Origin of the sequence: Shewanella sp. SR43-8, assembly GCF_014163775.1 — a bacterium.
Taxonomy (GTDB): Bacteria; Pseudomonadota; Gammaproteobacteria; order Enterobacterales; family Shewanellaceae; genus Shewanella; species Shewanella vesiculosa.
Genome location: NZ_JACJDX010000001.1, coordinates 377,659 through 403,835 on the forward strand (window position 1 = coordinate 377,659; position 26,177 = coordinate 403,835).

Consider the following 26,177-nt stretch of genomic DNA (forward strand, 5'->3'; position numbering starts at 1 on the left):
TAGAGAAAATACAAAAGTAACGAGCTTGATATGCAAGCTAGTAAATGTAGGCATTATATACTGAATTTGTCGAAAGAAGCGAGTTGAGTCAGTTGATTATAATCTCGACAAAATCGATAGAATAACGATCTACTGGCCCGATAACGACGGAGATAGCGAACTCAATCCACTGATTATTTAAGCGGAATATGCATTTCTATCTTGTCTATAAATAAGCTCGTTGATCATAGCTAGGACATAATTTGACTAATCAATCTGATAAGCAACCAAATCAAACGCATAAGAAACCAAGATAGTTAACATTTTGGCGAGTCTGGTAATCAGCACAATCGTGATGTGATAAGAAATAATGTGATTAAAAAGGATGTTATTAAAAAGGATGTTATTAAAAAGGATATTATTTAGCCTAACCGACATTTGATAGAGCAACTTGTCGCCGTACATTTCTCAATGTACCCAACTTTACTTAAAAATGATTCAATCACCTTAACATTAGCAAACACAAATAAATGCATACCAAGGGTGTTAAAGGCTTTAGATATTTTTTTGCTTAAAGCGGTGTTGACTATAGCTGGCAAGATTAGCCATTGTGCATGACAAGTGTCACTTAAAAGGCTCTGAGTTTGCCATTATCTGCAACATTTAGACTGGATGGCTTTTAAAATATGGTGAGTGTAAAAGATGGTGAGTGCGTGTAACGAGGCGACTCTATGGCGGGAATTTTCGCGGCGCGCAGAAGCGCTACCGCGATAAATATGACTGGCTAATTTAGAATACTTCACCTGTTTCAAGGTCAATATTCTCATCACTTTCAGTGGTTGAGTCTGATGAGTTAGCCCCACCATTCAATAACATGCCACGAAGAGTGATATTAATTTCATCGGCAATAGCTGGATTTTCAGTCAAAAATTTACCAGCATTGGCACGGCCTTGACCAATTTTTTCGCCTTTGTAGCTGTACCAAGCACCGGCTTTATCAACCAGCTTGTGTGCAACACCTAAGTCAACTAGTTCGCCGGTACGGTTAATACCTTGTCCATAAAGGATCTGGAATTCAGCTTGCTTAAATGGAGCTGCAATCTTATTTTTAACCACTTTAACGCGAGTTTCATTACCGATGACTTCATCGCCATCTTTAATCGCACCGGTACGACGAATATCTAAACGAACAGATGCGTAGAATTTAAGTGCATTACCACCTGTGGTCGTTTCAGGGCTACCAAACATTACACCAATTTTCATACGAATTTGGTTAATAAAAATAAGCAGTGTGTTTGATTGCTTAAGGTTACCCGCAAGTTTGCGCATCGCTTGGCTCATCATACGCGCAGCAAGGCCCATATGCGAATCACCAATTTCACCTTCAATTTCTGCTTTTGGTGTTAATGCTGCAACAGAATCGACAACGATTACGTCTACCGCACCTGAACGCGTTAACGCATCACAAATTTCTAGTGCTTGTTCGCCTGTATCTGGCTGTGAACAAAGTAAGTTATCAATATCTACGCCTAGCTTTTTGGCATAAATTGGGTCAAGAGCATGTTCAGCATCAATAAACGCACAGGTTTTACCTTCGCGTTGCGCTGCGGCAATCACTTCAAGAGTTAATGTGGTTTTACCTGATGACTCTGGGCCGTAAATCTCAACGATACGTCCCATTGGTAAACCACCCGCACCAAGTGCGATGTCCAATGAAAGCGAACCGGTAGAGATAGTTTCAACATCCATTGTGCGATCTTCGCCCAACTTCATAATTGAGCCTTTACCAAATTGCTTTTCAATTTGGCTTAATACGGCGGCTAGCGCTTTCTCTTTGTTTGGATCAACCTTCATTATAAAACCCTCTTAAGGCATTCAATACGTTTAGTAAAATGCTATTTTGACTTAGGTGAAATGATGTAAACCATTTCATTATGTTCATCAGTATACTGTATAGTCATACAGTATCAAGTGCTGAGGGCAATTTTTTTTAAACCTTAGTGAATTGCCTTTTTACATCAATATTTTATCTCCATATACTTTTTTGTTTGAATCTATTTATACCCTAGGGGCAAATATTGTTAAGATTAACCTCATAAGATTTACGTCCTAAGATTGATTAATAGTGAAGTGTTCATAATGACAGTGATTGATACCAGCGATTTAGAAAAACACACCCCGATGATGCGTCAGTATTTAGGCTTAAAAGCGGCCCATCCTGATATGTTATTGTTTTACCGAATGGGTGATTTTTATGAGTTGTTTTACGATGATGCTAAGCGCGCTTCTGAAATGCTGGGGATTTCACTTACTGCTCGCGGAAAAAGCGGCGGCGATCCTATCCCAATGGCTGGAATCCCCTATCATGCTGTGGAAGGCTATTTAGCTAAACTAGTCAATATTGGCCAGTCTGTAGCCATTTGTGAGCAAATTGGTGATCCTGCGACATCAAAAGGCCCAGTTGAGCGTCAAGTCGTACGCATTGTGACTCCTGGTACCTTAACGGATGAGGCTTTACTTCAAGAAAAACACGACAATTTACTGGCGGCGCTTTATCAAGGTAAAAACGGTTTTGGATACGCTACCTTAGATATTTCATCAGGTCGTTTTGTGGTTGCTGAATTACCCACTCGTGAAGCACTAGAAGCTGAATTACAACGTACTAATCCTGCCGAGTTGCTCTACAGTGAAGATTTTACTGACATGTTATTAATCAATAATATGAAAGGTATTCGTCGCCGTCCAGAGTGGGAATTTGATTATGATACTTGCGTAAATTTACTGCTTGGTCAATTTGGTACCAAAGATTTACATGGCTTTGGTATTAGTGATGCACGCTTGGCATTACAAGCTGCAGGTTGTTTAATGCAGTATGTCAAAGATACGCAAAAGATGGCACTGCCACATATTAATTCGATTGTGCGTTTTAACCAATCTGAATCCATTATTTTAGATGCCGCGACGCGACGTAACTTAGAGTTAACGCAAAACTTATCTGGTGGGCGTGAAAATACCCTGTCGTGGGTACTCGATAATACTGCCACGCCTATGGGCAGTCGCATGTTACAACGCTGGATCCATGAGCCACTTCGAAATAGACAAACGATTCAATATCGCCATAACGCCGTAAGCGAGTTGATTGAGCAAGATATATATCAACCCCTACATGAGCAGCTGAAGGTTTTAGGCGATATTGAACGTATTATGGCTCGTTTGGCACTGCGTAGCGCCAGACCTCGTGATTTTTCACGTTTAAAGCAAGCGCTAGCACTGCTACCTGAAATTCAACAAACATTAGCCGTATGCCAACAACCAAGATTGACAGCTTTAATTCAATTATTGGGTGAGTTTCCAGAACAACACGATTTATTAGCACGCGCAATTGTTGATAATCCGCCAGTATTAATTCGTGACGGTGGCGTAATCCGAACGGGCTACAATAATGAATTAGACGAATGGCGTAAGTTAAGTGAAGGCGCAAGTGATTATTTAGTCGAACTTGAAGCTCGCGAGAAACAGCAAACTGGAATTAACACTTTAAAAGTAGGTTATAACCGCGTCCATGGTTACTACATTGAAGTCAGCCGTTTACAAGCTGATAGAGTACCACTGAGTTATCAACGTCGCCAAACCCTTAAAGGCACCGAACGTTATATCACTCCAGAATTAAAAGAATACGAAGAAAAGGTGCTCTCAAGCCAGGGCAAAGCGCTCGCACTTGAAAAACAACTGTGGGAACAGCTCTTTGACTTATTGCTACCTAAATTACAAGAGTTACAACAGTTTGCCAGCGCAGCGGCTGAATTAGATATATTAAGTAATTTTGCCGAGCGTGCAGAAACCCTTAATTATCAATGTCCACAAATGACGCAGGATATTGGTATTCATATCAATGCTGGACGCCATCCTGTGGTAGAGCGCGTCAGTCAAGCGGCATTTATTGCTAACCCTGTGGTATTAACACCTAAACGGCAAATGCTTATTGTAACTGGCCCTAATATGGGCGGTAAATCAACCTATATGCGTCAAGTGGCACTGATTACATTAATGGCACACATAGGCTGTTTTGTTCCTGCTGACTCAGCTCAAATTGGTGAAATCGATCGGATATTCACCCGTATTGGCGCATCAGACGATTTAGCATCTGGTCGCTCCACCTTTATGGTTGAAATGACCGAAACGGCTAATATTTTGCATAATGCGACCGCAAACAGTTTAGTGTTAATGGATGAGATAGGCCGCGGTACTTCAACCTATGATGGTTTATCGCTGGCATGGTCTGCTGCAGAATATCTCGCGAAAAATGTCAGTGCACTGACATTATTTGCCACTCATTATTTTGAACTCACCCAACTGCCAGAGCTGTTACCATCAGTAATGAATGTGCACCTAGATGCAATAGAACACGACGACACCATTGCCTTTATGCATTCAGTGCAAGAAGGTGCGGCAAGTAAAAGTTATGGCTTACAAGTCGCGGCGCTAGCCGGGGTTCCCGCTGCGGTCATTAAGGCGGCAAAACAAAAGCTACATCAACTTGAAAATAGGGATATGAGTTCACCACAACATAATCAGGCTCAAGTGAGTATGAATTTATTACCACCAATGCCAGAGCCATCAGCAGTATTGGAAAAGTTAGCACTAATTAATCCTGATGATTTGACCCCTAAACAGGCATTAGATTATTTATATGAATTGAAGCGCTTAAACAACGCGAGCTAACAAATAGTGCTAGTTATTATTCGCGACGATAACAACGGTGGAAGTCTGCAGAGACTTCCATTTAATATTTACAATTAACTGACGCAAACCCGCTAATAATTAGCTGTTAGCAATATACTGCATCAAAAGGATAAACGTACCGAGGGAGTGAGACAGGCATAAAATAGGCTAAAGACAATAGGATTGTCTTTCTAACAAGTTGCTGAACTGAGCTTAAATTGTCATATCGAATAGTGAGCAATCGATCACAATCACATCAATCACGTTGGTATTGATTGTCGGGATAAACCTAAACACATGAGCAAAAAGTAATCTCTCATATAGGCTTTACCCGCATATCAACAATAGCTTAAGTTAACGTTATCCAAAATTTAGCTATCACAAATGATTCAAGTTAAATTAATTAATCACCAGTAACTTAATTATGACAGTAACTTAGTTATGACAGTAAACGTTCACTGTCCATTAGTCTCTGAATAATGCTTCAACAGAAAGCCCTTGAGCGCCCAATAAATCTTTTAAACGTTTAAGCGCTTCCACTTGAATTTGACGCACACGTTCACGTGTTAAACCAATTTCAGCACCAACATTCTCTAACGTTGAAGGTTCATATCCAAGCAAACCAAAGCGTCTCGCCAGTACTTCACGTTGTTTAGTATTAAGCTCATTTAACCATCCAACTATCGAATTCGATAAGTCTTCATTTTGCACCCGATAATCCGGGCCTACTGAATCGTCATCAGCAATAACATCTAATAAAGCCTTCTCATTATCGCCGCTCAGTGGTGTGTCGACAGAAGTAATTCGTTCATTTAGTTTCAACATGCGACTGACATCACCCGTCGACACATCTAACTTTTCTGCAATTTCTTCTGCAGTCGGTTCGTGGTCAAGTTTTTGCGCCAGCTGTCTTGCGGTGCGTAAGTAAACATTTAATTCTTTAACTATATGGATAGGCAGGCGAATGGTGCGGGTTTGATTCATAATTGCCCGTTCAATTGTTTGTCTGATCCACCATGTCGCGTAAGTAGAAAAACGGAAACCACGCTCTGGGTCGAACTTTTCCACCGCTCTAATTAAACCTAAATTGCCTTCTTCAATAAGATCGAGCAACGCTAATCCGCGGTTGTTATATCTTCTGGAAATTTTAACGACAAGACGGAGATTACTTTCTATCATGCGGTTGCGAGATTTTTCGCAGCCTTTGAGGGCTTTACGTGAAAAAAATACTTCTTCCTCTGCTGTTAGTAGCGGGGAAAAACCTATTTCACCTAAATATAATTGAGTGGCGTCTAAATTTTTCTGTAAGTCATCTTGGACTTTTTCTTCAATATCGAGTTGTTGCACCAAATTAGCATCATCGGTTGCAACTTCTGGTGGTTGTTTAGCTAGATCGACAAGACATTCTGCTGAAGCAGTATTATTTTTGCGGCTCATAATTGCTCTCCCAAACCTAATTTATGTTATTTAATCTACTGCACTCGCTTATCCTCCGTTATTTATGTTGCTAAACAATTACTGTTTAGGTAGATATCGTAATGGGTTGACAGACTTACCATGAAAGCGCACTTCAAAGTGAAGCATAACTTGATTAGTCCCAGTACTGCCCATTTTTGCAACTGTTTGACCTGCCGTCACATATTGCCTTTCCTTAACCACTATCGTGTCAGCATGCGCATAAGCACTTAAAAAATCATCATTGTGTTTGATAATCACTAAATTGCCATATCCGCGCAGTGCATTACCTGCATACACGACTTTCCCATCTGCAGCGGCTTTAATAATATCACCGCGATTACCTGCAATCTTAATACCTTGATTGCCTTGTTCTGAAGCCGAAAAATACCCGATTATCCGACCTCTAACTGGCCAATGCCATAATTGAACTTGTTGTGGTAAATTTGCGACAGAACCACTTGTATTTTGGTTAATTGTTTGTTGGGTAGTTGTTACAGAATACGCAGGCTTGACTTTGTGATCAAGCTCTTTTTTCGTTCTGCTTGAAACAGCTGCTGTGCCTGGCTTTGAAGTGACTACTGACTTTATTGTTTCTGATTTTGAACCAATTGAACTGGCAATATATGGCTTATTAATGGCTTGAGTTTGAACAGAAGCAACCTGAGTTTGAGGGGTACGAACAGTTGGCGTTGGACGATTACTTTTGGCCGCTAAATGAAGTATTTGGCCAGGATATATAGTATAAGGAGCCGATAAATGGTTCAAGCGAGCAACTTCGGCAAAATGGCGTCCAGCTCCCCAAGCGATTGAATAAAGGGTGTCGCCTTGCTGTACTTTATATTTATCGGTTTTTAATGACCCTTTGTGGTAACGAGGTCCATGATTTTTTGATGATAAACTGTCAACCGGCGCAGGACGATCTGCTTGAAAGCTGCATCCTGTGAGCATAATTGCTAAGACCATAAAGTTTGGCCAACCGGTATTCATCAAACAAAATCCTTACAGAGAAAAATACATGATTGTTAAGCTAAAACAAGCTTATTCCAAACGAACATTTGTTCACTAACCAAAACTCAACTATGTCGAATTGACTACGCCAAATCTCCGTTAACAAGCGGCACAAATTTAACCGCCTCGATAATCTCAGATTGGAATGACTGTCCAATACGGGTAATTTTGAGTAATTGTTGGATATCTTCTCCAACAGGAATAATTAAGACTCCATGTTCAGCTAATTGTTCAAGCAAGGCTTGAGGCACTGTTGCCGCAGCAGCAGTCACCATAATGCCATCAAATGGACCGCGATTTGGCCAACCTTGCCAACCGTCACCGTATTTAAATGACACATTATGTAAATCGAGACGCTTTAAACGTTGCCGAGCTTGTATTTGCAATGCCTTTATTCGCTCAATAGTACAGAGCTCAGGAATTAATGACGCTAAAACGGCAGCTTGATATCCTGATCCTGTACCAACTTCGAGCACTTTTTGAGGTTGGTGCTGCATTAACAGCTCTGTCATTCTAGCAACGATATAAGGCTGTGAAATAGTTTGTCCCTGCCCTATAGGTAACGCGGTATTTTCATAGGCTTTATGAGCTAGCGCACCATCAAGAAACATCTCTCGTGGTGTAGTCGCGACAGCATGCAATACTGCAGGATCTTTAATTCCTGCCTCCGCCAACTTTTTGGCCAAATTAAGTGCTGATGTTGACGCTACCCGGGTCATATTTTTATTATCCAATCGGCTAATCCATCAAGTTGATTGTATGCTGTTAAGTCAACGGTTAGCGGAGTTATCGAAACATAACCTGCTGCGACTGCACCAAAATCAGTTCCATCACCCGCATCTTGTTCACTGCCAACTGGCCCGAGCCAGTATATATCTTTACCCGCTGGATCTTGGGTTTTTATCATACCTTCAGCTTTATGCCTGGCCCCCAAACGGGTGACTTTAATCCCTTTAATTTGTGTTAAAGGCAAATCAGGAACATTAACATTTAAAATTTGATCGCGGCTAATTGGGTGAGACAATAAACCTTTTACGATTTTCACGGCATAAATTGCAGCGGTATCATAGTGAACGAGTGATTTACCAGCCAGTGATATAGCAATAGCGGGTAAACCTAAAAAACGCCCTTCCATGGCTGCTGCAACAGTACCAGAATATAAGGTATCATCGCCCATATTCGCTCCGGCATTAATACCAGAAACCACGATATCGGGCTCGACATCACACAGCTGCCTAATCGCAAGATGGACACAGTCTGTGGGTGTGCCATTAACAGAAATACTGCCGTTATCTAAGTTATTAATTCTTAATGGATTAGTCAAGGTTAATGAGTTACTTGCTCCCGAGCAATTACGATCAGGTGCAACCGTTAATACTTGCGCAAACTCACTCAGTGCCTGGCTTAACGCAATAATACCGGGTGCATTAACACCATCATCATTACTGACTAAAATATTAATCATTCATTAACACTCTTCATTTGTTTTAGCTTGTTGATCTGCAACCATCACTTTTCGCTGTGACTCTTGGACATCTTGATAATCAACCAGTTCACGAAGCACTGATGTAGCATAACTCCCTGCTGGTAATATAAATTCAAGTGTTAGCGTATCGGCGTCAAATTGCCATTTCATTCCTTGAGGTTCAAGCAATAAGGGCCGTCTTTCTTGTGTCAAACCCGCTTCTTCGAGCCCCTGAAGATCAGCTGAAAATTCGGCTAACGGCATCATTTCTACTGCTAATGCATCACCTTGTGCTAATGGTGTTCCCCTGCCCCACAATGGTGCTGCAAGTTGAATATCTTTTTCTGCTAAACGAGTTGTCAGAACGGCATCCCAAGCTTCCACAGTAAAATAGCTTTTACTGCCGGCTAACATCACACAATCGCCTGTTAATGTCTCGATATGATGATTGGCGAGGCGAAATGACACCACTTGGTTAAATATATTGGAACGCACAGCCGATAAATACATGCTGCGTTTGTGACGATCTTTTATATTTCGACCACCACTGAGCATTTGTCGGCCTAAGATAAGGTTTTTACCATCATGGCCAAAACGTTGTTCACCAAAATAATTAGGCACACCCAGTTTAGCAATCTGCTGTAAACGCATGTCAACATCGGTAGCATCAGTAATATTTCGTAATGTCAGCACAAACCGGTTGCCAAGTAATGCGCCTATACGCAGTTTTTTGCTATGACGGCTACTCGATAAAATCGTTAGCTTTTCATCATTTAGCTGAGCCCACTCTGGTGTTTCTTTACCAGGAATGCGGATCCCGAACCATTGTTCAGTAATGGCATTTTTGTCTTTTTGGCCAGCATAAGTCACTTCTTTTGGATGAACCTTAGCAAATTTAGCTAATATCTCAGCAACATAAACCGTATTCATGCCATTTTTGCGCACGTGGAGCATATGATGTTCACCTTCGCCAGTTGGCGTAAAAGGCAAAATTTCTTGGACAATAAAATCACTGTTATGGGTACGTAAATCAGCTTGGCTTATTGGTTTACCAAATAGGTAATGTAATTCTTTCATGTGACAGAACTCTCTATATATTTTTAGGTTATTGGCTCTTCATCAACACAACAGCTTCAACGGCAATGCCTTCTTTACGCCCAGTAAAACCAAGTTTTTCGGTGGTCGTCGCTTTTACATTAATATTATCGATATCGGTTTGTAAATCGACACTTAAACACTGACGTATCGCTTCAATATGAGGCGCCATTTTAGGTGCTTGCGCAATAATAGTCACATCGAGGTTACCTAAAACAAACTGCTTTTGCAGTGCAAGTTGATAGCAATGTTTCAATAACTCTCGGCTATCTGCACCAGCAAAATTAGCATCGGTATCAGGAAAATGTTTACCTATGTCGCCTAATGCCATCGCACCTAATATGGCATCGCTAATAGCATGCAGAACGACATCACCATCAGAATGAGCTATCAGCCCACTTTCATAAGGCACCGTCACCCCGCCTAAAATAAGCGGGCTGTCACCGCCAAATTTGTGTACATCAAAACCATGACCGATACGAATATTCATTTCAAAACCTTACGTTAACTGACTATCAGGTGATATTAACGACTCGAGCTAAATCTGTTAAATTTATTGTTGTGACATAAACAAAACTGCCAATTGTAAATCATCTGGATGAGTCACTTTAATATTATCCACCCGACCACTGACCAACCCCGGCATAACACCAGCCCATTCCATAGCACTGGCTTCATCTGTAATAGGGGCCTGCGCCGCTAATGCTGCTGATAAATGGCGGCGTAAAATTGATGCTGGGAAAAATTGTGGGGTGAGCGCATGCCATAACAAGGTGCGATCGACAGTATTAACAATATGACCACTGGCATCACTGCGCTTCATGGTGTCACGAACCGGTGCCGCCAAAATAGCGCCTTGAGGATAAATGTTTACAGACTCAATTAATCGACTGATATCGGTTAGGGTAACACAAGGCCTGGCGGCATCATGGACAAGCGCCCACGCGTCTGGATGATGACTATAAACATAGTCTAATGCGGCTAAAACTGAGTCGGCACGCTCTCCACCACCCACAACTTGGATTAACTTAGGATGCTGAGATTGCGGTAATTGGCTGAAATAATGATCTTGTGGATGCAATGCAACAATGACTTGTTCTATTTCAGGATGAGCGAATAATGTATCTAATGTATGAGCGAGAATACTTTGTTGACCAAGCATTAAATATTGCTTAGGTTTGTCAGCACCCATGCGGCTACCAATACCTGCAGCAGGCACAATAGCAATAATAGAACGAGGATTGTTGCGCATATTAGCAGTACCAAGATTGAAAGTAATATGATTGAGGGTTATACCTGCAGTACCACATAAGGTTAACGATTAAATTGGTTGCGTTCACGCAGCTCACTGCCTACAACTCGATAAAACGTCTCGCCTTCTTTAACCATACCTAACTCGTTACGGGCACGTTCTTCAATGGCTTCTGTGCCACTTTTTAAATCAATAATTTCTTCTTTAAGGATTTGATTTCGAGCAACAAGCTTGTCATTACTTTGTTCTTGCGCCGCGATTTGCGTTTGCAAGACGACATATTCTGAAAAGTTGTTATCGCCCTGCCAAAGCCGGTACTGTAAAAGTGATAATAAACAAATCAATAAAAATATTAGTTGTTTCATAATATTAAGTTATGTCGAAGTAACCCCTAGAAAATATGACTGTTATAGTACAACAAAAAAGGCCACCAAGTGGTGGCCTTTTTAAGCTAAAGCAAAAATATTATGCTTGGCCTTTGACTTCTTTAAGACCGTTATACGGTGCTTTTGAACCTAAAGCTTCTTCAATACGCAGCAATTGGTTGTATTTAGCAACACGGTCACTACGGCTTAGTGAACCGGTTTTGATTTGACCTGCCGCGGTACCAACAGCTAAATCAGCAATCGTTGAATCTTCTGTCTCGCCGCTACGGTGAGAGATAACAACCGTAAAGCCTGCATCTTTAGCCATTTTAATTGCAGCCAAAGTTTCAGTTAATGTACCGATTTGGTTGAATTTAATCAGGATAGAGTTAGCAATACCATTATCGATACCACGCTTAAGAATTTTGGTATTGGTTACGAATAGATCATCACCGACTAATTGGATGTTATCGCCCATTAGTTTAGTTTGGTGAGCAAAACCATCCCAGTCAGACTCATCAAGACCGTCTTCGATAGAAACGATTGGGTAACGTTGCGTCAAACCTTGTAAGAAGAAGTTAAATTCTTCAGAAGTAAATTTCTTACCTTCACCTTTAAGATCGTAGATGTTTGCTTCTTTGTCGTAAAACTCAGATGCAGCACAATCCATCGCTAAGGTGATGTCTTTGCCTAACTCATATCCGGCGTTGGCAACAGCAACTTTAATTGCCGCTAGAGCCGCTTCGTTAGAGGCTAGGTTAGGTGCAAACCCACCTTCATCACCAACAGCAGTTGAGTGACCGTCAGCTTTTAATACTTTAGCTAGGCTGTGGAATACTTCTGCGCCCATACGTAAGCCTTCACGGAACGTCTTAGCACCAACAGGCTGGATCATAAACTCTTGGATATCAACGCTGTTATCAGCATGCTCGCCACCATTGATGATGTTCATCATTGGAAGAGGCATAGAGTAAACACCTGGAGTACCGTTTAAGTCAGCAATGTGAGCATATAAAGGAACGTGTTTAGCCGCAGCAGCCGCTTTAGCAACAGCAAGAGACACTGCTAAAATCGCGTTCGCGCCAAATTTTGCTTTGTTCTCTGTTCCATCCAAGTCAATCATGATTTGGTCAAGTTCAGCTTGAGCCAATGCATCTTTGCCTTTTAACGCTTCTGCGATTGGGCCATTAACAGCGGCAACAGCCTTAAGAACACCTTTACCTAGGTAGCGCGCTTTGTCGCCGTCACGAAGTTCTAAAGCTTCGCGACTACCGGTCGATGCGCCAGATGGCGCTGCAGCCATACCGATAAAACCGCCTTCTAAATGCACTTCTGCTTCAACCGTTGGGTTACCACGAGAATCCATAATCTCGCGACCAATCACTTTAATAATGTTAGCCATAATTCCCTCGTACTTTGTGTAAGTAAATTAAAAAATTAAAAGAAATAAAAAGTTAATACCAATAAAAATACATACAACACTAAAAACAGCAGACTTATTGGTATATAACTTTCAGTTTTGTAATTTAAATTCGAATATCACTTAGGATAAATCGAATTAGACTTTGCATCAACTTAGTTTTGACTACTGTGATACAAGATTGAGGCTATTATTTGATCTAACGCAAGTATCCTGCATAAAAAAGCCGCTAATGCATGCATTAGCGGCTAGTTCATTAAGCGATATCGCGTTTTTGATACGCATAAGAAGCGGCAATAAACCCTTCAAATAATGCATGACCGTCGCGTGGGGTTGAAGTGAATTCCGGATGGAATTGACTTGCCACAAACCATGGATGATTTGGTAGCTCGATCATCTCAATCAATTTACGATCAGATGATAAACCACTAAACACTAAACCGGCCTTTTCAAGACGCTCAATATAGTTGTTGTTGACTTCGTAACGGTGACGATGACGCTCAACGCAAGTTGTAGCCTTGTAGGCTTCAGCGGCTTTAGTTCCTTGTTTCAAATGACATAACTGAGCACCTAAACGCATAGTGCCACCTAAATCAGAAGACTCATGGCGCGTTTCAACATCACCTTCTTCGTTAATCCACTCGGTAATTAACCCCACTACTGGATGAGGTGTTTGCGAGTTAAATTCAGTTGAATGTGCGCCTTCTAAACCAGCCACATGACGAGCAAATTCAATTAATGCCACTTGCATACCTAAACAAATACCAAAATACGGTAGGTTGTTTTCACGGGCAAATTTGGCAGCAAAAATCTTACCTTCAACACCCCGTTCACCAAAGCCGCCTGGGACTAAAATACCGTCCAGTCCTTGTAATACTTCTTCGCCTTTAGCTTCAACGGTTTGTGAATCAATGTACTTAATGTTCACTGTCACGCGTTTTTTCAAGCCTGCATGTTTTAAGGCTTCGTTAACCGACTTGTAAGCGTCAGGTAATTCAATATATTTACCAACCATACCAATAGTCACTTCACCATTTGGATTGGCTTCTTGATAAATAACATTTTCCCACTCAGACAAATCAGCTTCGTTACATTCTAAATTAAAACGTTTGATGACCAAGTCATCTAATCCTTGTGAACGCAATAGCGCTGGGATTTTATAGATGCTATCAACGTCTTTTAACGAAATAACTGCACGTTCTTCAACGTTACAGAATAACGAAATTTTTGCTTTTTCATTCGCAGGGATAGCACGGTCGCCACGGCAAACCAACACATCTGGAGCAATACCAATAGAACGTAACTCTTTAACAGAGTGTTGCGTAGGCTTAGTTTTAATTTCACCCGCAGCGCCTAAGAATGGCACTAAGGTTAAATGCATAAATAGAGTGCGTTCACGTCCTAGCTCTGCACCTAATTGACGAATAGACTCAAGGAAAGGTAATGATTCGATATCACCTACCGTGCCACCGATTTCCACAATCGCAACATCATGGCCTTCTCCACCGGCTAACACTTTTTCTTTAATCGCGTTAGTAATGTGAGGAATAACCTGAATAGTTGCGCCTAAATAATCACCACGGCGTTCTTTACTAATCACTTCTTCGTAAATACGCCCAGTGGTAAAGTTATTACGACGATTCATTTTAGTGCGAATAAAACGCTCGTAGTGACCTAAGTCAAGATCGGTTTCAGCGCCATCTTCAGTCACGAATACTTCACCGTGCTGAGTCGGGCTCATGGTACCCGGATCGACGTTAATATAGGGGTCAAGTTTCATAATGGTTACATTGAGGCCACGCGCCTCTAAAATTGCTGCGAGCGAAGCCGCTGCAATGCCTTTACCTAGTGATGAAACAACGCCACCAGTAACGAAGATATACCTTGTAGTCATGCTGAACCTGAGAAATTGTGTTGGAATAAACGTGCTTGTAAGAAAGCACTAGGACGGGGCGATATTATAGCAAAGCCACCTCGTTTCGACAAACTTAAACGCGCTAATTTTAGCTTAATTTATGTTTTCGTGTTGTTTTACACGATTCCAGTAGTGGTCTAATTGCTCTAAGCTGTGTTGCTCTATTGGTTTTCCACTTAGGGCAACACATTGTTCAACCCCTCTGAATCGCCGTTCAAATTTATGATTGGCTTGACGCAATGCTTGCTCGGGATCAACCTTTAAGTGGCGCGCAAGATTGACCACTGCAAACAATAAATCGCCCATTTCATCGACAATTCTCGGTTGGTAAAAATCAGGATCTTGATGTCGTTGATTAACTTCTACCAGTACTTCATCGATTTCTTCATGTATTTTAGCCACCACAGGCTCAAGCTCGGCCCAATCGAACCCCACTTTTGCCACTCGATGTTGTATTTTTCGTGCTCGACTGAGTGCCGGTAATGCATGAGGAATATCATCTAAAGCGGAATGCAGTTGCTTTTGCTGACGTTCTGAGGCTTTTAATTTATCCCAGGCTTGGCTTAAATCATCGGTATTGGTGATTGCCGCAGGTGCTTGGGTTTCTGGTTGGCCAAACACATGGGGATGACGACGAACTAACTTATCACTAATACGCTCAATCACTGTGGCAAAGTTGAACATGCCTTGCTCTTGGCCTAATTGGCAATAAAACACCACCTGAAATAATAAATCACCCAGTTCATCAGGTAATTCCTGCCATGCTTTGCGCTCAATAGTATCCACCACTTCATAAGCTTCTTCTAAAGTAAAAGGCACTATCGTTGTAAAGTCTTGGGCAAGATCCCACGGACACCCTGATTTAGGGTCGCGCAATTGCTGCATAATGGTCAATAACGATTGAATATCTGCCACGATAGTGTCCTCTTTGAATAAGTAAAAAGGCACCTTCGTTAGAGGTGCCTTGATCGCGATAATGTGATTATCTGTGTCTTGATTATCTGCGAATTAACGTCTGTTAACTAAAGTCTGCGCGACTCAATCACGCCATCAACTTGGGATAACTTGGCGAGGATCCGTGATAAACCGTCTAAGTTGTACAACTCAAGTTCAACTTCTACCGTTGCGGTTTGAGTTTTCACGTCTGATGATGAACTCATGGCCATCACGTTAGACTTTTCAGCTGCCAGCACTGTGGTTAAGTCACGTAACAAACCACTACGGTCATGTGATAGCACCCTAACGCGAATTCGATAACCACCAGAGTAGTTCTCGCCCCAAATCACATCGACGCTACGTTCAGGATGAGCACGCATTAACTCTTTGACTTGCTCGCAATCGCTGCGGTGCACTGAAATTCCCCGCCCCATAGTGATGTATCCAAAAATTTCATCACCAGGTACCGGTTGACAACAACGAGCGATATGACTCATTAAATTACCCACACCATTAACTTCAACTTGGCCTTTGCTCGATTTTTTAGGTTTATGTGACGCTTTCTTGATGATGTCTTCAAGTAAATTTTCGTCTGTGTCAGCGACCTTACGAATTTTGGTGTCAGTGAAATTAACCACTTGGTTTAAGCGCAAATCGCCGCCACCGATGGCTGCCAACATGTCATCCATTGAATTTAAATTAAAACGTTCTACCGCCACCGCGGCATCTTTGATTTTTAAGCCAACGCGGGCCAATTCAGATTCAAGCATCTCCTTACCCGCAGCAATATTTTTGTCGCGATCTTGTTGCTTAAACCAGTGTTGAATTTTTGAGCGTGAACGTGACGACTTGATATAGCCTAAATTAAGATTGAGCCAATCACGTTTAGGGTTAGGCGTTTTTGAAGTGATAATCTCAATCCGCTCGCCCGTTTCCACTTGGTAAGTGAAGGGAACTATGCGGCCATCAACCTTAGCGCCGATACATTTATGCCCCACCTGCGAGTGAATATAGTAAGCAAAATCAAGCACGGTTGAGCCTAAAGGTAAATCAACCACTTCACCACTTGGGGTAAATACATAAACTCGATCTTCAAATACTTGGCTGCGGACTTCATCAACTAAATTACCGCTTTCGGCGACATCTTCTTGCCACTGCAGAATTTTACGCAACCAGTTAATTTTTTCTTCGTAACCCGTTTGCTTACTGTTACTCGCACCTTCTTTGTATTTCCAATGCGCAGCGACCCCAAGCTCGGAATCTTGATGCATTGCTTCGGTACGAATTTGAATTTCTACTGTTTTGCCTTCTGGGCCTACAACTACAGTATGAATCGATTGATATCCATTCGGTTTTGGATTGGCGACATAATCATCAAACTCACGAGGAATATGGTGCCAAAGATCATGCACAACCCCTAATGCGCCATAGCAATCTTGTAATCTTTCAGTGACAATACGTACGGCACGAACGTCAAAAAGCTCATCAAACTTGAGATCTTTGCCCTTCATCTTGCGCCAAATACTGTAGATATGCTTAGGACGACCGTACACTTTGGCGCGAATATCATCACTGTCTAAGCGTTGTTGTAATTGAGTCACAAATTTGTCGATAAACACTTCACGATCAAGGCGTTTACCATCTAATTGTTTGGCAATGTCTTTGTAAACCGTTGGATGCAAATAGCGAAAAGATATATCTTCCAGCTCCCACTTGAGCTGACCAATACCTAAACGATTAGCTAATGGTGCATAAATATCGGCAATTTCGCGGGCTAACAATACTCGAGTTTCTTCATCGGCGTTTTTAACCGCACGAAGCAAACATACACGCTCAGCCAATTTGATGACCACAGCGCGCACGTCTTCAACCATAGCCAATAGCATTTTGCGGATGTTATCGATTTGCGGTTCTGCATCACGAGAGTTTTGACTGACTTTTAACGCGCCGATAGCATTCATGGTGACAACACTGGCAACAAGTTTTGCAAGATTTTCACCGTATTGCTCTACAATTTGCTCTTCATTGAGCACACCTGCATCGAGTAGCAGAAATAACACCGCAGCTTGGAGGGTTTCGATGTCCATATTCAGCGGCGCTAAAATCTCAATCATTTCGCGAGCGCGCGCAAGCAACTCTGTATGAGCCAGCTTGTTTTTAACCGGTAAGGCCTCAACTTGCTGGATCAATAATAATAATTTCTGAGCATCATCTTTGTCGTCGAGATATCGAGCGACCCACTCATCTAATTGGAATGCTTGCGTGTTAAAATGTGCTTCGCGAACAGATACCATGAACCCTTCCTTAGCCGCATGACCGACTGACAGACATTCAACCATATTGCCACATGTAAAACTGTGTTTGTATGGCGCTAACAATAACTAAACGACCTATCTTGAAGCTCTACATACGTTTGTCAATTTAATCGCGTTTAGTTGAACAAATTTTTAGCATACCTAAGTTCCGATATCGCTAAAACGGCCTGTTTATTTATCTAATTCAAATAATACCATGGCTTCAATATGATGTGTTTGTGGAAACATATCCACTAATCCGACTTTAGCAATACGATAACCATTAGCTAATAATACACTACTGTCGCGAGCTAAACTTGCCGGATTGCATGAAACATAGACCACTTTCTTAGGTTGCATTTTCTGTAACCATTGTAAACTTTCGAAGGCACCGGCTCTGGCAGGATCAAGTAACAGTTTATCAATTTTCCCCAGCCAGGGTTGCGTCGATAAATCAGCACTTAAGTCTGCATGATAAAAAGTGACGTTATCCAGTTTATTGTCGATAGCATTTTGTTTAGCTTGTTGTACCATTTCAGGCACACCTTCAACAGCGACAACCTCAGCAGCCTTCAATGCCAAAGGTAAGCTGAAATTCCCCACACCACAAAACAAATCTAAAATGCGCTCGCCTGGCTGAGGGTCTAACCACGCAATAGCTTGATCTACCATGCTCTGATTAATCGCGCCGTTAACTTGCACAAAATTACCCGGGGTAAACGAACAACGCACCGACTCCTGCGCAAGGTGGTAATAAGGTAACGTCACCGCATCATCAGTTTGTAACAAGGGATATAATTGGGTCAATTGACCGGCATCATCTTGCAATAATAAGTTAACTTGATGTTTCTCAGCAAAACCCGTTAACCAACGAATATCTGACGCGGGTAACACTTTCGTCACTCTTAATACTGCAAAATTACCGTTATCCGCTTGAGTGAGTTCAACGTGCCCCAAACTTGACCGCGCTTTGAGTTGATTTAAATTCACCGCAAATGGCGTAATTAGTGCCGATAAAGACTCTGCTAATACAGGACACTGCTGAATAGAAACAATTTTATTGCTATTGGCTGCGCGAAACCCCAACTGCAACCGGCGAGTGTTTTTATCAAATAATGTTGCCAGTCTAGCGCGTCGACGGTAATGCCAACTGTCACCCACGATAGGAGCTGCGACAACATCGGTCTCAATCGCTGAAGTAGTCGATGATTTACTCATAAGGTCGACTAAGGTCGTTTGTTTATGTTCGCGCTGAGCTTGTGTGTCCATGTGCTGTAAATCACAGCCGCCACATTCATAATAATGCGGACAATGAGGTTTGACTCGATGAGCAGATGCAAGCTCAATCGCGATTAACTTAGCTTTAGAGTAGCTTTTCTTTTGTTCCACAAATTGCACTGTTGCCGTTTCGCCAGGCAACACACCAGGAATAAACACCACTTTGCCTTGATGCTGCGCTATACCTGCACCTAAATGGTCAAGTTGAGTCACACTGAGGCTTAGTTTTGTTGATAATTGCTTAGATTTGTTCGGTTTAGCTTGGAAAAATTGTGCCATTTCGGCCTCAGGTATTGAATAAAAAACTAGTCAAGAGTGCGCCATCTCTGGCAATCTAGACGCAATAATCGCGATTAAGTAACAGGGACATACCTAACAAACATGAAAAGTGCCAACAATATGACCAAATACAGCCTACGCTCTTGGGTTCTGGTACTTGCGTTAGCACCCACTATTGTCGTGGGTATTCTACTTGGAAGTTATTTCACGATAAACCGCTTTTATGAATTGGAACAAACCTTAATTGAAAAAGGCAGTAACATTGTCGAACCGTTAGCGATTGCCAGTGAATTTGGCATTATTAATCAAGACCGTGAATCAACTAAACTTTTACTCGCCGCCTCACAGATAAACAATGCATCCCTGATCCTCTCCATCGCTGTTTTTGATGCCAAAAACCAACTCTTTGTGACATCGCACTATCATAAAGATTTTGAAACCATGCGTTATAAGCAACCTTTGGCTAACTTGGTTGGAACAGAGCATGAAACCATTGGCGATACCTTAGTCATTCGAGTGCCAATAATATCTCATACTGGCTTAGAACTAAAACCAGTTGCCAACATCAATCGCCAGAATGACACTAATACCGATAATGCCTCGGCAAACAATGGCATGATTGCGCCGATTTACAACAACCAACAAGAAAAAATACTCGGCTATATTTCGGTATTATTAAACAAAGAAAACGCTCTGCTTGAACAACATAGAGCAGCAATTGCCGCATTTATTATTGTGTTGATTGGCGTACAGTTTAACTTATTTTTCACTTTCCGTTTAGTCAAATACGTTAACTACCCCATTACCGAAATGGTGCGAGTTGTTGCCAAAATTCGTGAAGGTAAACTCGATACTCGCCTTGAAGGAAATCTGATTGGCGAGCTCGATCTGCTTAAACGGGGTATCAATGCAATGGCAGGATCATTGTCTGAATACCACGATGAAATGCAGCAAAATATTGATCAAGCAACCTCAGATTTACGCGAAACCCTTGAACAAATTGAAATTCAGAACGTAGAACTCGATATAGCTAAGAAACGAGCGCTTGAAGCAAGCCGGATAAAATCAGAATTTTTAGCTAACATGTCGCATGAGCTTCGTACCCCACTTAATGGTGTCATAGGTTTTGCAAGACAGCTGTTAAAAACGCCATTGCATACCAGCCAGCTCGACTACATTAAAACTATTGAACGCAGTGCGAGTAATTTATTAGGGATTATCAATGACATTCTCGACTTCTCAAAACTAGAAGCCGGCAAAATGGTATTAGAGAAAATGCCATTTGCATTGCGTGAAACCCTTACCGAAACCTTGACCATTATTGCCGGAAGTGCTCAAGAAAAAGGCCTAGAATTAGTCATTGATATCGATGCCAATGTTCCTGAAAGCGTCAGTGGTGATGCCATGAGAGTGAGTCAAATTATTACCAACTTAGTCGGTAACGCCATCAAATTTACCGACAAAGGCAGTGTGATACTCAAAATCCACTTAGTGGGTCAGGACGACGATAATATTACCTTACGCTGCGAAGTTATTGATACCGGTATTGGCATTGATGAAAGTCAGCAAGAGTATCTATTTCAGGCATTTGGCCAGGCAGACTCATCAATTTCTCGCCGCTTTGGTGGCACTGGATTAGGTTTAGTCATTACCAAACGCTTAATTAACCAAATGGGCGGCCAAATAGGCTTTACCTCTGCGCCCGATAAAGGCTCAAACTTTTGGTTTATTTTACCACTGGGGATCAGTCAATTTGAAATTGGTGAAGTGCTGCCAGTGGATGTATTGCAACATAAATCAGTATTATTGTATGAACCACGAGAATTAACTCGCGACACTCTTAACCGTCGCTTAGTGTCATGGCAATTAATTATCACTAGTGTTGCCAATCCCGAAAACCTGACATCGGTTTTACAAAGTAAAAACAGCAAGTTTGATTACATCATCATTAGCTGTCATGGGTTTGCAGACAACGCAGCCTTTATTCATTTGTTACAACAAGCCAGACAGCATACTGATTGCCTTATTTTATTGCATGACTGTCTAGACCAAGACATGATAATCAATGTACTAAAAGTCAATGCAGATGTATTGCTCAACACTCCGGTTAGCGATTTTACCCTAGCACATCATTTAATCTATCCTCCAATGCCGTCAACCTTAGTGGCTTTACCTGAACAAATAAACCATGAGATTAGCAAACGCCAAAATGCATCCGTATTAGCCGTTGACGACAATATGGCTAACCTAAAGCTAATTGATACCTTACTCAAAGAGTTGGTCGATAATGTGGTCACAGTCAATAACGGCGCGGATGCGATAAAACAAGCAAACACACAAGTGTTTGACTTAATCTTTATGGATATTCAAATGCCAGGCACAGATGGCATTACCGCAACCAAACAAATTCGTTCAGGATCTCTCAATCGAAATACGCCGATTATTGCCGTTACTGCACATGCTATTGCAGAAGAACGTGAGAACATATTAGCCAGTGGTATGGATGGTTTCCTTCCCAAACCTATTGATGAACTGTCACTAAAAAGCGTTATCAGTCGATGGATAATTAAACCGAAATTCACCCATTTTGATACTCATGTGCTCAATTGGGATTTATGTTTAACCCAGGCCAATCAAAAAACAGATTTAGCATTAGACATGTTAAAGATGCTAGTTAACTCATTACCTGAAACCACCGCAACGATTAATGAGGCATTAATTGCAAAAAATGCTGAGGTACTTGTGCAAGCGGTGCATAAACTGCATGGCGCAACATGTTATTGCGGTGTACCTACTACACAAAAACTGTGCCGGGATATTGAGTCAGCATTAAAGCATAAAATTGCCATTGATGACTTAGAACCTGAAATACTAGAGTTACTTGATGAGTTAACTAAGGTAGAATCAGCAGCAAATCAAGTCATAAACCAGCTATCAGTGGATATACCCCATGACCAGTAAATCCGGTTTTTTCAAACGCCTAAAAGCGTTATCGTTACCTCAGAAGCAGCTTTTTGCTTTAGCATTGTGCCAACGAATGTTGCCTAACTACCAATTATTTTCTGAAGTGTGTGAATTTGGCCAACCGCAGGTGCTCAGTACAGCCTTAGAGTTACTGTGGCAAAGCCAGTATGACAAAAAACTTAAGTTCAATATTGACGTGCATTTACAACGCCTTGATGAAAATACTCCAGATCCTAGTGAATTTGAAGCCTATGGTGCTTACCCTGCCATGGATGCAGCAGTAGCCATTGCAACGCTAATGGGTGCAATAGACGGGAAAATTGAAGAAGATATTACTAATATTAGTAAGTTATCATCAAGCACTGTAGCAAATTACATTGAAGCAATTAGTGATGAATCATTAATGGATGAAGAACTTGATGAATTTGTATTTTCGCACCCAGTAATGGAAGAAGAAAAAGAACTACAAGGCATGTTACTCGACATTATCGAAGCTAACCCAGAAATCACCAGCGAACTGGTTAAAGGTTTACGTAAAGAGATTATCGAAGCCGGTGTGTCTAATATTGGCATTAGTCTATAGGGGCTGACTCCGATACTGCCAATAAACAACCAAGCCTGATGTTATTCAGGCTTTTTATTGAGTGTCACGCCATGAAATTTTTTATCACAGTTTCATTTTTATCCAGCCTGATAAAAAACCGATAATTGTACCTTAATCGTTAGTTATCTGGTGCAAATAGGCTCTTTCTTTGGGTTGAATCCAGTAAGTGCATTTTTACTGAACTTGAAATATTGTCATCAGCAAAAGTATTACAGGTCAGTTTGAGCCAAAAGTAAAAAATAAACACTCGTTTAACTTTAGCCTAATTGCATCCTCCTAGCAAAACGCAGTAAAGTGACCATATTGTCATTTTGTTAAGGAATTGCGTGGGATGTCCAGTATTCTTACCCCGCTAATCGCTGTATTTATCATTATGCTGCTTGGCAGTATTGTACAAAAATTGAGATTTTTGCCAGCCGACACCGATCTGATCCTCAATCAATTTGTCTACTACATTGCCTTTCCGGCAATTTTACTGATTGTATTAGCTGAAACACGCATTGAAGACATTATTCAATGGGGCTTTATTGGTGGCTTTAGTTTGGCGATGATCATTACCTATGCATTGGTGATTGCTGTGTCATTGTGGCGCAAACCTAAGCAGCAAACCGTTGCGGCAATGCGCGCCTTAAATGCCACCTTTGGCAATACTGCATTTATTGGTATTCCATTACTGAGCTTGTTATTCCCAGGTAACAAGATCGCCTTAGTTGCCGCTGCCATTGCCAGCTTACTGTCGGTGTTTATGTTTGCCTTTGCCTTGGTCTCTATTGAACTGGCCAGCCGTGACAAAAAATCAACTGATCATGCCATCGTCATCATGGCGAATGCACTATGCAAAAATCCGATTGTACTGGGCAGCGTCATTGGTATCAGCCTATCGGCATTGCATATTACCTTACCAGAGAGTCTGGCATTAGTACTGCATCAAATAGGCAATACCTCAAGCCCTTGTGCACTATTTGCCATCGGAATGGTACTTGCTAAAGCGTTACGACATCAATCGTTCGCAAAAATGTTCAGTCTCGGACTTATAATAGAACTCAGTTTCATTAACTTACTCAAGTTATTTGTTCAGCCCTTGATTGCCTTTGGATTACTCAAATTCTTTGGCGTAGAGCATCAACTACTGATTATGGGAGTACTTTTAGCAGCCTTACCAACGGCAGCAAGCGTATATCTGTTGGCTGAACGATACCAAATTAATGCCAATGGAAGTGCTCAAGGGATTTTATATGGCACATTAATCACCTTTATCAGTTTGCCTATAATAGAAACACTTTTAAAATCCATTGCTTAATGTTCAACCGACTCTCGACGATAAAATAGTCAATAATAATTTTACCTCAACCACTTTACTGTATATAAAATCAGTATATACTGTTTATCAATACAGTGGTTTGGTCGTTTATTGACAGGAATTCATTATGCTTTGCCAACTCAGCATCAATAATTTTGCTATCGTGCGTTTTTTAGAACTCGATTTTAAAGCCGGTATGACAAGCATCACCGGCGAAACTGGTGCAGGTAAATCGATTGCAATCGATGCACTTGGGTTATGTCTTGGTAATCGTAGTGATGCCAATACTGTCAGACCTGGCGCCAGCAAAACCGAAGTGAGTGCAAGGTTTACCCTTGTCGATGTGCCTTTAGCTAAACGTTGGCTTGAAGATAGCGATCTCGATGCTGAAGATGAATGCATATTGCGTCGAACCATTAGCAGTGATGGCCGCTCAAGAGCCTACATTAATGGTAATCCAGTTCCTGTGACACAATTAAAAGCCATCGGCCAGTTATTGATTGGTATTCACGGCCAACATGCTCATCACGCTATGCTCAAAAGCGAACATCAATTAAACCTACTCGACAACTATGCAAATCACAGACTACTACTCGATAGTGTCAGTGCCAGCTACCAACGCTGCAAGCAAGTTGAAAACGAGCTGAAGGATCTTGAGCAAGCTCAGCATGAGCGTATTTCTCGTCAACAGTTACTCCAATATCAAGTTGAAGAGCTTAATGAATTCAACTTAGGCTTAGATGAGTTTGATGAAATAGAACAAGAACACAAACGCTTAGCCAATGGCACAGATCTAATTGAACGTTGCCAAGCGGGCTTGCATTTATTGACCGAAAATGATGATGCTAATATCGAATCACTACTCAATAAAGTGGCCACTATTGCTGATACGCTTCAAGGCTACGATGAATCACTTAGCCCGATTAGCACTATGATCAATGATGCATTAATTCAAGTACAAGAAAGCGCTAGCGAAATTGAGAGTTATTTAAGTAGTTTAGAGCTTGATCCTGAACATTTCGCCTATTTAGAAAAACGCCTATCAATGGCAATGCAATTGGCACGTAAGCATCATGTGAGTGCTGACAAGCTAGCGCTACATCATCAAGCGCTTATGAGTGAATTAGCCGAACTTGCTGACGATGAAACTAAATTAGATGAAATAAGACAACAACTTGCAGACACCAGAAATGCTTATCTAACCAATGCACAAAAACTCAGTCAAAGCCGCAGCCGTTATGCCAAGGAATTAGATAAGTTAGTCACTCAATCTATTCATGAACTCAACATGCCTAAGGGTAAGTTTACCATTCAGATTAATCATAATCCGCACAACATTTCAGTTAATGGCTGCGATAACATTGAGTTTATGGTGACCACTAACCCAGGACAACCATTGCAACCGATCTCAAAAGTCGCCTCTGGCGGTGAGCTATCGCGCATTGGATTGGGGATTCAAGTGATCACGGCGAAAAAAGTTGCCACTCCAACATTAATATTTGATGAAGTTGATGTGGGTATTTCAGGTCCAACAGCCTCTGTCGTCGGACGCATGTTACGCAGTCTTGGCGAGTCGACCCAAGTGTTATGCGTCACCCATTTGCCGCAAGTTGCGGGTAATGGTCATCAGCACATGTTTGTGAATAAATTTAATAAGGGTGGCAACACAGAAACGACCATGCAGGCCTTGGATAAAGAGCAACGGGTGAATGAACTTGCACGCTTATTGGGTGGCGATGTCATAACCGAAAACACCTTAGCTAACGCCCGTGAACTATTGCAATAATCGTTACACACTTATAAAAAGTAAATCAATATGTTAACGTAAAGTTAACATGGATTT

The 26,177-nt window shown here is 41.5% G+C and carries 19 protein-coding genes; 5 read left to right on the top strand and 14 right to left on the bottom strand.

From position 1 onward, the window contains the following. Positions 1-768: 768 nt before the first annotated feature. Positions 769-1,833 carry a recombinase RecA gene (gene recA / locus H5114_RS01620; protein WP_124017574.1) on the bottom strand — a complete coding sequence of 355 codons (1,065 nt, stop codon included), beginning with the start codon at positions 1,831-1,833 and terminating at the stop codon, positions 769-771. Positions 1,834-2,118: 285 nt separating this feature from the next. Between recA and mutS the strand changes: the two genes are divergently transcribed. Then, positions 2,119-4,701 (top strand): DNA mismatch repair protein MutS, encoded by a 2,583-nt coding sequence (mutS, locus tag H5114_RS01625; RefSeq protein WP_182722025.1) that lies wholly within the window; start codon positions 2,119-2,121, stop codon positions 4,699-4,701. A 465-nt stretch (positions 4,702-5,166) separates the two neighbouring features. Here mutS and rpoS read toward each other — a convergent pair whose 3' ends face one another. The 13 genes from rpoS to rlmD all read right to left on the bottom strand — a co-directional run bounded on the left by rpoS (position 5,167) and on the right by rlmD (position 19,466). Beyond that, positions 5,167-6,138, bottom strand: coding sequence for an RNA polymerase sigma factor RpoS (gene rpoS / locus H5114_RS01630; protein WP_124017576.1), 972 nt, complete (start codon positions 6,136-6,138; stop codon positions 5,167-5,169). 78 nt (positions 6,139-6,216) lie between these two features. Beyond that, on the bottom strand, positions 6,217-7,149 hold the full coding sequence (locus tag H5114_RS01635; RefSeq protein ID WP_404948306.1) for a peptidoglycan DD-metalloendopeptidase family protein: 933 nt from the start codon (positions 7,147-7,149) through the stop codon (positions 6,217-6,219). A 101-nt stretch (positions 7,150-7,250) separates the two neighbouring features. Next, positions 7,251-7,886: a protein-L-isoaspartate(D-aspartate) O-methyltransferase gene (locus H5114_RS01640; protein WP_182722104.1), complete on the bottom strand. Its 636-nt coding sequence runs from the start codon at positions 7,884-7,886 to the stop codon at positions 7,251-7,253. Then, on the bottom strand, positions 7,883-8,632 hold the full coding sequence (gene surE / locus H5114_RS01645; RefSeq protein ID WP_182697901.1) for a 5'/3'-nucleotidase SurE: 750 nt from the start codon (positions 8,630-8,632) through the stop codon (positions 7,883-7,885). Before surE ends, H5114_RS01640 begins: the two co-directional genes overlap by 4 nt. A gap of 3 nt (positions 8,633-8,635) precedes the next feature. Then, entirely contained in the window at positions 8,636-9,709 is a 1,074-nt protein-coding gene (gene truD, locus H5114_RS01650) for a tRNA pseudouridine(13) synthase TruD (RefSeq protein WP_182722026.1), read from the bottom strand. Positions 9,710-9,737: 28 nt separating this feature from the next. After that, on the bottom strand, positions 9,738-10,217 hold the full coding sequence (gene ispF / locus H5114_RS01655) for a 2-C-methyl-D-erythritol 2,4-cyclodiphosphate synthase (protein ID WP_124017580.1): 480 nt from the start codon (positions 10,215-10,217) through the stop codon (positions 9,738-9,740). A 63-nt stretch (positions 10,218-10,280) separates the two neighbouring features. Then, positions 10,281-10,979 (bottom strand): 2-C-methyl-D-erythritol 4-phosphate cytidylyltransferase, encoded by a 699-nt coding sequence (gene ispD / locus H5114_RS01660; protein ID WP_182722027.1) that lies wholly within the window; start codon positions 10,977-10,979, stop codon positions 10,281-10,283. A 62-nt stretch (positions 10,980-11,041) separates the two neighbouring features. Next, the gene (gene ftsB, locus H5114_RS01665; protein WP_124017582.1) at positions 11,042-11,344 is read right to left on the bottom strand and encodes a cell division protein FtsB; all 303 of its coding nucleotides are present in this window, start codon (positions 11,342-11,344) and stop codon (positions 11,042-11,044) included. A gap of 100 nt (positions 11,345-11,444) precedes the next feature. Continuing rightward, a complete protein-coding gene (gene eno, locus H5114_RS01670) occupies positions 11,445-12,746 on the bottom strand; it encodes a phosphopyruvate hydratase (RefSeq protein ID WP_182722028.1) in 1,302 nt (433 codons plus the stop codon). A 274-nt stretch (positions 12,747-13,020) separates the two neighbouring features. Next, positions 13,021-14,658, bottom strand: coding sequence for a CTP synthase (locus tag H5114_RS01675; RefSeq protein WP_124017584.1), 1,638 nt, complete (start codon positions 14,656-14,658; stop codon positions 13,021-13,023). 114 nt (positions 14,659-14,772) lie between these two features. After that, positions 14,773-15,594, bottom strand: a complete 822-nt coding sequence (mazG, locus tag H5114_RS01680; RefSeq protein ID WP_124017585.1) for a nucleoside triphosphate pyrophosphohydrolase — start codon at positions 15,592-15,594, stop codon at positions 14,773-14,775. Between the two features lie 107 nt (positions 15,595-15,701). Next, the gene (relA, locus tag H5114_RS01685; RefSeq protein WP_182697896.1) at positions 15,702-17,909 is read right to left on the bottom strand and encodes a GTP diphosphokinase; all 2,208 of its coding nucleotides are present in this window, start codon (positions 17,907-17,909) and stop codon (positions 15,702-15,704) included. 192 nt (positions 17,910-18,101) lie between these two features. Continuing rightward, a complete protein-coding gene (gene rlmD / locus H5114_RS01690; protein WP_182722029.1) occupies positions 18,102-19,466 on the bottom strand; it encodes a 23S rRNA (uracil(1939)-C(5))-methyltransferase RlmD in 1,365 nt (454 codons plus the stop codon). Between the two features lie 102 nt (positions 19,467-19,568). Here rlmD and barA point away from each other — a divergent pair, with 102 nt between their 5' ends. The 4 genes from barA to recN all read left to right on the top strand — a co-directional run bounded on the left by barA (position 19,569) and on the right by recN (position 26,120). Beyond that, positions 19,569-22,427, top strand: coding sequence for a two-component sensor histidine kinase BarA (gene barA / locus H5114_RS01695; protein ID WP_182722030.1), 2,859 nt, complete (start codon positions 19,569-19,571; stop codon positions 22,425-22,427). Then, positions 22,417-23,013, top strand: coding sequence for a YjaG family protein (locus H5114_RS01700; RefSeq protein WP_124017589.1), 597 nt, complete (start codon positions 22,417-22,419; stop codon positions 23,011-23,013). The genes barA and H5114_RS01700 overlap by 11 nt, the downstream gene beginning before the upstream one ends. A 352-nt stretch (positions 23,014-23,365) precedes the next feature. After that, the gene (locus H5114_RS01705; protein ID WP_182722031.1) at positions 23,366-24,334 is read left to right on the top strand and encodes an AEC family transporter; all 969 of its coding nucleotides are present in this window, start codon (positions 23,366-23,368) and stop codon (positions 24,332-24,334) included. Between the two features lie 127 nt (positions 24,335-24,461). Next, positions 24,462-26,120 (top strand): DNA repair protein RecN, encoded by a 1,659-nt coding sequence (gene recN, locus H5114_RS01710; protein ID WP_182722032.1) that lies wholly within the window; start codon positions 24,462-24,464, stop codon positions 26,118-26,120. Positions 26,121-26,177 lie beyond the last annotated feature (57 nt).